Here is a 10,598-nt window from a genome sequence, read left to right as displayed (position 1 = left end):
GCTCGGCGGCCGCCGCGTCGTGGAAGCGCGTGGTCAGTTCGCGCGCCAGGCGCAGCTTCACCTCGCGCGGGTGCAGGCTGCCCGCCTGCACCTGCCGCCGCAGCTCCTGCGCCTCGTTCACGCCGATGTCGAAGGAGAGCAGTTCGATCCAGCGCCACATGAGGTCGTCGCCGATCTTCATGGTCTTGGTGACGATATCGATCGCCGGCTCGCTGATGCCGATGTAGTTGCCCAGCGACTTGGACATCTTGTTGACCCCGTCCAGACCCTCCAGCAGCGGCATGGTCAGCACGATCTGCGCCGGTTGCCCGTAGTGCTCCTGCAGGCCGCGCCCCATCAGCAGATTGAACTTCTGGTCGGTGCCGCCGAGTTCGACGTCGGCCTTCAGCGCCACCGAGTCGTAGCCCTGGACCAGCGGGTACAGGAACTCGTGGATGGCGATGGACTGCTGCGCGGCGTAGCGCTTGGCGAAGTCGTCGCGCTCGAGCATGCGCGCGACGGTGTGCTGGCCGGCCAGGCGGATCATGTCGGCCGCATTCATCTGTCCGAACCACTCGGAATTGAAGCGTACTTCGGTGCGCTCGCGATCCAGCACCTTGAACACCTGCTCCTCGTAGGTGCGCGCATTGGCGAGCACGTCCTCGCGGGTCAGCGGCTTGCGGGTGACGTTCTTGCCGGTGGGATCGCCGATCATCCCGGTGAAGTCGCCGATCAGGAAGATCACCTGGTGGCCCAGTTGCTGGAACTGGCGCATCTTGTTGAGCAGCACGGTGTGGCCGATGTGCAAGTCCGGCGCGGTCGGGTCGAAACCGGCTTTCACGCGCAATGGGCGGCCGCTGCGCAGGCGCGCCTCCAGTTCTTCGCGCTTGAGGATTTCGTCGGCACCGCGGCCGATCAGGGCAAGAGACTCTTCAATCGTGGACAAAGACGGAACTCCGACGGGTTGCGGTCAAGCAACATGAATGGCGTTAAGTGCAAGTTAACCGTGCGTCCGGCGAAAACCCGAGCCGGTTCAATGGTTTGACGCGCTGTTGATCGATGTTTATGGTAGCCGAGTTTTGAGCTCGCGCTTCGGGCTCGCGAGGACGACTTGATGCAGAACAGCGAAAGCGAACAGGAACGCGCACGCAAGCAGCGCTTCCAGGAACGGCTCCATGTCCTTCACGACACCGCACTGCATCGGCAGTTGACGCAACATCTCCCGGCCGGCCGCTGGACGCGCCGCCACTGGATCCACGCCAGCCTGTTCGCCACCATCGGCGCACTGGTGGCGACGATCGTGCCCGGCTTCTCCAATGCCATCGACGTGCCGCTGCAGACCACGCACGCGACGCTGGCGCTGCCGTTGCCGCCGATCTCGCTGGCCCAGCAGCAGGGCGTGGCCGGCGACAGCTGGCAGGTGGTGCGCATCCAGCCCGGGCAGACCCTGGGCGCGGTGTTCGAGCAGCTGAACATCCCGGCCACGGTGATGCACCAGGTACTCGACCACCCGGGCACGCGCGAGGCGCTGACCAAGCTGCGCCCCGGCGCCGAAATCGCCTTCGATCTGCCGGTGGCCGGCAGCCTGCGCGGCATCCGCTTCGACCGCGACGCTACCCACCGCGTGGAACTGTCGTTGCTCGGCGACGACATCCGCGAGAAGGTGACCGAGCGCGAGACCAGCACCCGCACCGCGGTCATCAGCGGCGAGATCACCAGTTCGCTGTACGTGGCCGCGCGCAAGGCCGGGCTGTCGCCGTCGGCGATCGCGACGATGACCGACGAGATCTTCAAGTACGACATCGACTTCGACAAGGACCTGCAGCCGGGCGACCGCTTCAGCGTGGTGATGGACGAGACCTGGCGCGAAGGCGAGCGCATCGACACCAGCAAGATCCTGGCGGCGACCTTCACCACCCGCGGCAAGACCTACAGCGGGTTCCGCTTCGAACAGAACGGCAAGCCGGCCGAGTACTTCGACGTCACCGGGCGGCCGCTGAAGAAGAGCTTCATCCGCATGCCGGTGTCCTACAGCCGCATCAGTTCGACCTTCGGCGCGCGCAAGCATCCGGTGCTGGGCACCATGCGCATGCACAAGGGCATCGACTACGCGGCGCCGTCGGGCACGCCGATCATGGCCGCCGGCGATGCGAAGGTGCAATTCGTCGGCACCCAGCGCGGCTACGGCAACGTGGTGATCCTCGATCACGGCAAGGGCTACAGCACGCTGTACGGGCACATGTCGCGGTTCGGCGGCATCAAGGCCGGCCAGCGCATCAACCAGGGCACCGTGATCGGCTACGTCGGCATGACCGGCATGGCCACCGGCCCGCACCTGCACTACGAATTCCGCGTGGACGGCGCGCAACGCAACCCGGCCTCGGTGACGATGCCGCCGCCGACCCCGCTGGCCGGCGCCGAGCTGGCCGCGTTCCGCGCGCAGACCTCGCCGGCGCTGGCGCGCATCCAGCGCGTGGAGAAGCTGATCTACGCCGACGCCGCGCCGGCGAAGAACGAGACGGCGAAAAAGAAGAAGACCGTCGCCTCGGCCAAGCCGGCGCAGTCCAGCGACGCCGGCTGAGGCGCATGCCGCATTCGGTGCGGCGGCGCGGATTGACGCGCCGTCGCCCCTCGCCCACGCTGCGGCGCTGACCGCTGCCAAGGCCCGCCGCATGCCCGACCCGACCACCCACGACGACACCGCCCTGTTCCTGGGCCTGATGTCCGGCACCAGCGCCGACGGCATCGACGCGGCGTTGGTGCGCTTTGCGGCCGATGGCGGCGCGCATCTGCAGCTGGGCCGCACCTACGCCTGGCCGGCGCCGCAGCGCGAGGCGCTGATCGCGCTGGGCGAAGGCGGCGACATCGATTCGCTGGACACGCTGGGCCGGCTCGACGCGGAGGTGGCGATCGCCTTCGCCGAGGCCGCGCTGCGCCTGCTCGAGGAGGCCGGGGTCGCACCCGCGGCGGTGCGCGCGATCGGCTCGCACGGCCAGACCGTGCGCCACCGGCCGCTGGCCGACCCGGCCTTCACCTGGCAACTGGGCGACGGCAACCGCATCGCCGAGCTGACCGGCATCGCCACCGTGTGCGACTTCCGCCGCCGCGACGTCGCCGCCGGCGGGCACGGCGCGCCGCTGATGCCGGCCTTCCATGCGGCCATGCTCGGCGCGGCGCACGAGGATCGCGCGGTGTTGAACCTGGGCGGGATCGGCAACCTGACCCTATTGCCGGCGCACGGCCCCGTGCGCGGCTTCGATACCGGACCGGCCAACGCCCTGCTCGATGCCTGGTGCCAGCGCCACCTGGGCCAGCCCTACGACGCCGGCGGCGCTTTCGCCGCCAGCGGCCAGGTCGACGATGGCCTGCTGCAGCGCCTGCTGGCCGATCCCTGGTTCGCGCTGGCCCCGCCCAAGAGCACCGGCCGCGAGCAGTTCCACCTGCGCTGGGTGGACACGCTGCTGGAACCGACCGCGCGTCCGGCCGCGTCCGTGCAGGCGACCTTGCTGGAACTGACCGCAGCCACCGTCGCCGATGCGTTGCTGGCGCAGCAGCCGGCGACCCGACAACTGCTGGTGTGCGGCGGCGGCGTGCACAACCCGGTGCTGCTGGCGCGGCTGCAGGCACGGCTGCCCGGGGTGCAGGTGCTGTCGACCCAGGCGATGGGCCTGGATCCGGACTACGTGGAGGCGATGGGCTTCGCCTGGCTGGCGCGGCAGACCCTGGCCGGCCTGCCCGGCAATCTGCCCTCGGTCAGCGGCGCGCGCGGGCCGCGCATCCTGGGCGCGATCCACCTGGCGTGATGGGGCCGCCACGCGGCCTGGGCCGGTTCGCCGCGGCCGCGGGACGCTGCACGCGGCTCAGAAACCGGCGCCGGCCGGCAGTTCGCGCAGCGCCGCGATCGCTTCGGACAAGGCGTCCACTTCCGGGTTCTCGAAGCCGCTGCGCACTTCGTGCTCGCTGGCGAACAGGCCCTGCTCGATCAGGCTGAGCACGGTCTGGTGCTGGGTCCAGCCGCGCGCCACAGCAATGCGTCGGATGCGATCGACCAGGATGGGGTCGATGTCGCGCAACAGCAGATCGGTCATGCGCACTCCCGGCTCGGACGGCGGCGCACCCCATGCGCCGCCGCCCATCATCCGCAACTCGTGGCGGGCTTTCAATCGAGGCGTCGGCCATGGCGGTGGATGGCGGGGACGCGACCTCGCCCCTCCGGCAAGGCCACCGGCCCCGATCAGGACGGGGCGGCGACGGCGCGACGGCGCTGCTGCACGATCAGCAAGACACACAGGATCACCACCGGGATCGCCATCAGCGCGGTGCCGATGAAGAACAGCGCATACCCGTCCAGCAGCGTGCGCCCCTGCGCCAGGGTCTGCACCCACCAGCCGGAAAAGCCTTTCAGCGCCTTGCCGGGCATGGCGTAGAACGAACTGAGCAGCGCGTACTGGGTGGCGGTGTAGCCGATGCTGGTCAGGCTGGACATGTAGGCGATCAGGGCCGTGCCGGCGAAGCCGCTGGCGAAGTTGTCGATCGCCATCGCGGTTGCGAAGCGCGGCAGGTCGGCGCCGTCGTACGCCAGCCAGGCGAACGCGAGGTTCGAACACGGGCCCAGGACCGCGCCGACCAGCAACGCCACCAGCACGCCCCAGCGCACCGACACCAGGCCGGCGGCGGCGATGCCGACGAAGGTGGCCACCAGGCCCACCGACCCGCGCACGGCGCCGACGGTGTCCTCGGACAGGCCGAGGTCGACGTAGAACGGGTTGGCCATCGGGCCCATCACGAAATCCGCCAGGCGATAGACGCTGATCGCCAGCAGGATCAGGATCGCGGCGCTGCGGTGTTCGCGAAAGAAGGCCACGAACGGTCCGATCACCGCGTCGAACAGGCCGCGCGGCGTCCATAGCCGCGCCGCCTGGGCCTGCACCGCGAGCACCTCGCGCGCCGGCTCGCGCGCCATCAGCACCGCGACCACGCCCACCGCCATCAGCACCGCCATCGCCTCGTAGGAGACCTGCCAGCCGACCCGCGCGGCGATCATCAGGATCAGGGCGTCGGTGACCAGCAGCGCGGAGCGATAGCCCAGCGCCGAGGACGAGGTCAGCAGGCCGAGCTGTTCGCTGTTGTCGGCGATCTCGATGCGCCAGGCGTCGATCACGATGTCCTGGGTCGAGGAAGCGAAGGCGACCACGACCGCCATCGCCCCGAACACGGCGATGTGTTCCCAGGCCACGCCGAAGATCAGCACGCTGCCGCCCTTGGGCTGGATCAGCGCCATGCCGACCAGGCCCACCGCTACCACCACCTGCGACAGCAGCATCCAGCCGCGGCGGCGGCCGAGCCGGCCCAGCAGCGGCACGTCGGTCTTGTCGACGATCGGCGCCCACAGGAACTTCATCGAGTAGGCCAGGCCCGCCCAGGACAGGAAGCCGATGGTGCTCAGTTCGGCGCCTTCCTTGCGCATCCAGAAGCCGAGCGTGTTGCCGACCAGGTACAGCGGCAGGCCGGAACTGAAGCCCAGCAGCAGCATCGCCAGTACCTTGGGCTCGCGCAGATTGGCCAGCACCTGTTGCCAGGAGCGGCGCGGCTTGGCGGCCTCGCTCATGGCGCGTAGTCCACCACGAACGGCGCATGGTCGGAGAAGCGCTGCGCGGTGTAGATCGAACAGCCCTGCAGGCGCTCGCGCAGCGACGGAGTGACGAACTGGTAGTCGATGCGCCAACCGACGTCGTTGGCGCGCGCCGCGCCGCGGTTGCTCCACCAGGTGTAGTCCTGGCCATCGGGGTGCAGCGCGCGATAGGCGTCGACCCAGCCGCGGCCGCTGGCCGGGTCGGCGTCCTCGGCGCGATCGGCGCACAGGCCGTTGAGCCAGTCGCGCTCGGCCGGCAGGCAGCCGGAGTTCTTCTGGTTGGACTTCCAGTTCTTGATGTCCAGCGCCGAGCGCACGATGTTCCAGTCGCCGCACAGCACGTAGTCGCGGCCGCTATGCAGCCACTCCACCAGGATCGGCCGCAGCCAGTCCATGACCTGGAACTTGTAGCCCTGGCGCAGCTCGCCCGAGGAGCCGGAGGGAATGTAGAACGAGACCACGCTGAGGTTGCCGAAGCGCGCCTCCAGGTAGCGGCCCTCCTCGTCGAACTCGGGCCAGCCCAGCGCGGTGCGCACCTCGTCGGGCTCGCGCTTGCTGTAGATGGCCACGCCGCTGTAGCCCTTCTTGGTGCTGGCGTCGCGGAACCAGGCGCGATAGCCGTCCGGCAGGAACGCCGGCCCGGCGAGCTGATGCTCCTGCGCCTTGGTCTCCTGCACGCACAGCACGTCGGCGTGCTGGCCGGAAAACCACTCGAAGAAGCCCTTGGTCGCGGCCGAACGCAGGCCGTTGGCGTTGAAGCTGATGATGCGCATGGGAGCCGGGAATGGGGAAAGGGGAATAGGGAATCGGCAAAGCGTACTCCAGTGGGACCGGTAAGACGGAACAACCGCTATGCTTTTCACCATTCCCGATTCCCCTTTCCCCATTCCCGGCTCCCCAATGACCGACTACCGGCAACGCTTCCTGCAACTGGCCCTGGACGCGCAGGCGCTGCGCTTCGGCGAATTCACGCTCAAGTCCGGGCGCCTGAGCCCGTACTTCTTCAATGCCGGGCGCTTCGATGCCGGCGCGGCGATGGTGCGCCTGGCGGCGTGCTACGCCGATGCGGCCGACGCGGCCGGGCTCGACTTCGACCTGCTGTTCGGCCCGGCCTACAAGGGCATCCCGCTGGCGACCGCGCTGGCCTGCGAGTACGCGCAGCGCGACCGCAACCTGCCGCTGGCGTTCAACCGCAAGGAGGCCAAGGCGCATGGCGAGGGCGGCAGCCTGATCGGCGCGCCGCTGGCCGGGCGCCGGGTGCTGATCGTGGACGACGTGATCACCGCCGGCACCGCGATCCGCGAGGCGCTGGCGATCATCCGCGAGGCCGGCGGCCTCCCCGCGGGCATCCTGGTCGCGCTGGACCGACAGGAGATCGCCGGCGAGCACGACCGGCGCTCGGCGGCGCAGGCGGTGGCGGCCGAGGCCGGCGTTCCTGTGGTGTCGGTCGCGCATCTGGGCGACCTGCTTGCATTCATCGACGGAAACGCAGACCTTGTCGGCTTCCGCGAACCGCTGCTGGCCTACCGGGCACGCTACGGCAACGATCCGACAGGCTGACAGCAGGGGGCTGCCACATGCCGATCCAACGACTCCGGGCCTGCGCCTTGCCGGCCCTGCTCGCCTTGCTGGCGCTGCCGGCGGCCGCGCAGCCGGCGGCGTCGAAAAAGCTGTACTGCTGGAACCAGGGCGGGCAGCGTGTGTGCAGCGATGCGCTGCCGCCGGAAGCGGTGAACCAGGCGCGCGACGAATTCAATGCCAAGAGCGGGCTGCGCAGTGGCGCGGTCGGCCGCGCACTGAGCCCGGAGGAGCGCGCCGCGGCCGCGGCCGACGCCGCGCAACAGCGCGCCGATCAAGCCGCGCTGGAGACGCGCAAGCGCACTGACCAGGCGCTGCTGCTATCGTTCCAGACCGAGGAAGAGCTGCGCCGGGTGTTTTCCGAACGCATCGGCATCGTCGACAACAACATCAACACCGCGCGCTACAACGTCAACAGCCTGCGCGAGGGCCTGGTCGCGCTGCTCGGCACTGCCGGCGCGCGCGAGCTGGCCGGGCAGAAGGTGACGGGCAAGATCGTGGAGGATGTGCAGCAGCGGCATCGCGCCTTGCTGTGGCAACTGCGCATGCAGCAGAACTTCGAGCAGCAGCGGCTCGGCCTGAACCAGGAAATCGAAGACACCTTGCAGCGCTATCGCGCGGCGAAGCGACCGGCGGCGGCAGCGACGGCCGGCGGCTGAGCGCCGCAAGGGGCTGGGCCGGTGTGGCGGTGGTCGGGGCATAAAACGGCGGGAAAGATGGGGCCGAAGCCTCTCCCGCAATGCACCCGGCCGGCTGCGCGCAAGCGTCTTGGGGGAGCGACTTCAGTCGCGACGAGCGAAGGCTGGAAGGCATGCGGCTCCGGAGGCAGTCGGGGCTGAAGTCCCGCCCACAGTGCACCCATCCGGCTACATGGGAGCGTCTTATGGGAGTAACTTCAGTCGCGACGCGCGAAGGCCGGAAATCACACGGCTCCGGAAGCAGTCGGGGCTGAAGCCCCTCCTACAGTGCACCCGGCCGGCTGCGCGCGAGCGCCTTGTGGGAGCGACTTCGGTCGCGACGCGCGAAGGCCGGAAGCCAGACGGCTCCGGACTCGCACCGCGACCTCAGAAACCCGGCGGCAGCGACGGCAACACCGCCTGCAACTGGCTGCGGAACAGATCCTTGATCCGCTCCAGCGCGGCGCTGCTGTCGGCTTCGAACCGCAGCACCAGCACCGGCGTGGTATTCGATGCGCGCACCAGCCCCCAGCCGTCGGGGAAGTCGGCGCGCAGGCCGTCGATGGTGAGCAGCCGCGCGCCGGCGAACGGCGAATTCTCCTCCTGCGCCGCGGCCACCAGTTGCGCGATCAGCGCCGGCGCGTCCTGCCCGTCCAACGGTAGCTTGATCTCCGGCGTGGACACGCTGTCCGGCAGCTCCGCCAGCACCTCCGAGGGGCTTTCCTCGCGCTGCGCCAGGATCTCCAGCAGCCGCGCCGCCGCGTACAGGCCGTCGTCGAAGCCGTACCAGCGCTCCTTGAAGAAGAAGTGCCCGCTCATCTCGCCGGCCAGTTCGGCGTCGGTCTCGCGCATCTTCGCCTTGATCAGCGAGTGCCCGGTCTTCCACACCAGTGGGCTGCCGCCGTTGCGCAGCACGTAGTCCGACAGCTTGCCGGTGCACTTGACGTCGTAGATGACCAACGCGCCGGGATTGCGCTGCAGCACGTCGGCCGCGAACAGCATCAGCAACCGGTCGGCGTAGATCACCTTGCCTTCCTTGGTGACCACGCCCAGCCGGTCGGCGTCGCCGTCGAAGGCGATGCCCAGGTCGGCGTCGAACCGCTTCACCGTCTGGATCAGGTCCTCGAGGTTGTGCGGCTCGCTGGGATCGGGGTGGTGGTTGGGGAAGGTGCCGTCGACGTCGCAGTACAGCGGCACCACCTCGGCGCCGATCGCCTCCAGCAGCCGCGGCGCCAGTTCGCCACCGACGCCGTTGCCGGCATCGGCGACCACCTTGAGCGGCCGGTCCAGCTGCACGTCGTCGGCGATGCGCTGGATGTAGTCGTCGCCGACGTCGCGCTGCTCCAGCCGCCCCGGCTCGGCCGCGCTCGGCAGGCGGCCTTCGCTGATGCGCGTGTACAGGTCGGTGATCGACGCGCCGGACAGCGTCTCGCCGCCGACCACGATCTTGAAGCCGTTGTAGTCCGGCGGGTTGTGGCTGCCGGTCACCGCCACGCAGCTGCCGGCGCGCAGGTGGAAGCTGGCGAAATACACCACCGGGGTCGGCGCCAGGCCGATGTCGGTGACGTGGCAGCCGGCGCGGCGCAGGCCCTCGATCAGCGCCGCCGACAGCTCCGGCCCCGACAGGCGGCCGTCGCGGCCGACCACCACTTCGTTCAGTCCCTGCTCCTGCATGACCGCGCCGATCGCCTGGCCGATCAGCGCGGCGACCTGCGGACTGAGATCGCGGCCGACCACGCCGCGGATGTCGTAGGCGCGGAAGATGCCGGCCGGCACCGTCGGCGTCGCCGCCGGCCGCGGTGGCGGCGGCGGCGTCTCGCCCTCGGGCGTCGGCGGCGGTCCCTGCTGCTGCAGGCTCTGCCGCAACGTGGGTTCCTGCTCGGTCGCCACGGCGGCGGCCTTGGCGCGGCGCGGCCGCGGCAGGCGCCCGCGCGCGGCCAGCAACACCGCCACGGTCAGGAAGCCGAATAGGCCGGCGACGATCAGGCACGGCAGCGCATCCAGGCCGAGCGGGCCGGCCTCGGCGTCGGGCAGCGCCGCGACCATGCGCAAGCCGCTGCTGCCGATCGGGCGCGATAGCGCGTCGCCATGGTCGGCCAGCGCGGCATCACCGGCGCCGACGACGTCGTAGCCACCTTGGCGCAGGGCGAGGTAGCCGCTGGCCGGTACCGCGGCCTGCGCCACCGGCGCGGTCAGCAGGCGCAAGGGCAGGCGCAGGTAGGCCACGCCCATGCCGGTGTCCAGGGTCACCGGCGCGGCCAGCCCCAGCCGCGCCGCGCCGCCGTCGCGCACCACCGCGCTGGCGACCGCGTCGGTCAGCAAGGCCTTCTCCAGCAACGCCAGGCGGCCGTAACCGAAACCGGCGGCGTCGGCATAGCCGGCGCTCAGGTCGGCGGGCAGCACCTGCGCGTCCTCGGCCTCCTTCCAGCCGGCGCGCAGCGTCTGCGCGGCGGCCGCGGCGTCGCCGCGGGCCAGCGCGGCCTGCACCGCGGGCTGTTGCAGTTGCGTGGCCAGGCGCTTGCTGGTGGCCGCCAGCAGCCGCGAGATCTCCGCCACGGCCGCATCGCGCGCCTGCTCCAGTGCCGCCGCGCTGCGCTCATGCTGCCATTGCTGCACGCCGCTCCAGCCGAACCACGCGGCCACGATGGCCAGCAGCAGCGCCAGCAGCGGCGCCGCCTTGCGCAAACCGTCCGGCGCCGGGCGCCGGTGTGTTGCCTCGCTCATGCAGACGA

Annotated in this window: 9 protein-coding genes (1 of these 9 cut by a window edge); 4 read left to right on the top strand and 5 right to left on the bottom strand. The window is 70.2% G+C overall.

The genetic code is table 11. From position 1 onward, the window contains the following. Window positions 1–925 carry the 5' portion of a tyrosine--tRNA ligase gene (tyrS, locus tag AB3X07_RS02715; RefSeq protein WP_369942529.1) on the bottom strand. 287 nt of this gene lie to the left of the window's left edge, so 925 of the gene's 1,212 nt are visible here — the first part of the coding sequence; the start codon lies at window positions 923–925; the stop codon falls past the left edge of the window. Window positions 926–1,093: 168 nt separating this feature from the next. On the opposite strand from tyrS, the gene AB3X07_RS02710 reads away from it, so the two are divergent. Beyond that, window positions 1,094–2,560, top strand: coding sequence for a peptidoglycan DD-metalloendopeptidase family protein (locus tag AB3X07_RS02710; RefSeq protein WP_369942527.1), 1,467 nt, complete (start codon window positions 1,094–1,096; stop codon window positions 2,558–2,560). A 91-nt stretch (window positions 2,561–2,651) separates the two neighbouring features. Then, window positions 2,652–3,782, top strand: coding sequence for an anhydro-N-acetylmuramic acid kinase (locus tag AB3X07_RS02705; protein WP_369942525.1), 1,131 nt, complete (start codon window positions 2,652–2,654; stop codon window positions 3,780–3,782). Between the two features lie 57 nt (window positions 3,783–3,839). Here AB3X07_RS02705 and AB3X07_RS02700 read toward each other — a convergent pair whose 3' ends face one another. The 3 genes from AB3X07_RS02700 to AB3X07_RS02690 form a co-directional block, all read right to left on the bottom strand. Next, window positions 3,840–4,067: a hypothetical protein gene (locus AB3X07_RS02700; RefSeq protein ID WP_369942523.1), complete on the bottom strand. Its 228-nt coding sequence runs from the start codon at window positions 4,065–4,067 to the stop codon at window positions 3,840–3,842. Between the two features lie 146 nt (window positions 4,068–4,213). Then, a complete protein-coding gene (locus AB3X07_RS02695; protein WP_369942522.1) occupies window positions 4,214–5,587 on the bottom strand; it encodes an AmpG family muropeptide MFS transporter in 1,374 nt (457 codons plus the stop codon). Continuing rightward, window positions 5,584–6,384 carry an exodeoxyribonuclease III gene (locus AB3X07_RS02690; protein WP_369942520.1) on the bottom strand — a complete coding sequence of 267 codons (801 nt, stop codon included), beginning with the start codon at window positions 6,382–6,384 and terminating at the stop codon, window positions 5,584–5,586. Before AB3X07_RS02690 ends, AB3X07_RS02695 begins: the two co-directional genes overlap by 4 nt. Window positions 6,385–6,511: 127 nt before the next feature. On the opposite strand from AB3X07_RS02690, the gene pyrE reads away from it, so the two are divergent. Both pyrE and AB3X07_RS02680 read left to right on the top strand, forming a co-directional pair. After that, window positions 6,512–7,171 (top strand): orotate phosphoribosyltransferase, encoded by a 660-nt coding sequence (gene pyrE, locus AB3X07_RS02685; RefSeq protein ID WP_369944629.1) that lies wholly within the window; start codon window positions 6,512–6,514, stop codon window positions 7,169–7,171. 17 nt (window positions 7,172–7,188) lie between these two features. Further along, window positions 7,189–7,848, top strand: coding sequence for a hypothetical protein (locus tag AB3X07_RS02680; protein ID WP_369942518.1), 660 nt, complete (start codon window positions 7,189–7,191; stop codon window positions 7,846–7,848). A gap of 405 nt (window positions 7,849–8,253) precedes the next feature. Here the strand turns inward: AB3X07_RS02680 and AB3X07_RS02675 are convergent, their stop codons facing one another. Further along, a complete protein-coding gene (locus tag AB3X07_RS02675) occupies window positions 8,254–10,590 on the bottom strand; it encodes a phosphomannomutase/phosphoglucomutase (RefSeq protein ID WP_369942516.1) in 2,337 nt (778 codons plus the stop codon). Between the last annotated feature and the right edge of the window lie 8 nt (window positions 10,591–10,598).

Origin of the sequence: Xanthomonas sp. DAR 35659 (assembly GCF_041242975.1) — a bacterium.
Lineage (GTDB): Bacteria > Pseudomonadota > Gammaproteobacteria > Xanthomonadales > Xanthomonadaceae > Xanthomonas_A > Xanthomonas_A medicagonis.
This window is presented reverse-complemented; position numbering and strand designations above follow the sequence as displayed.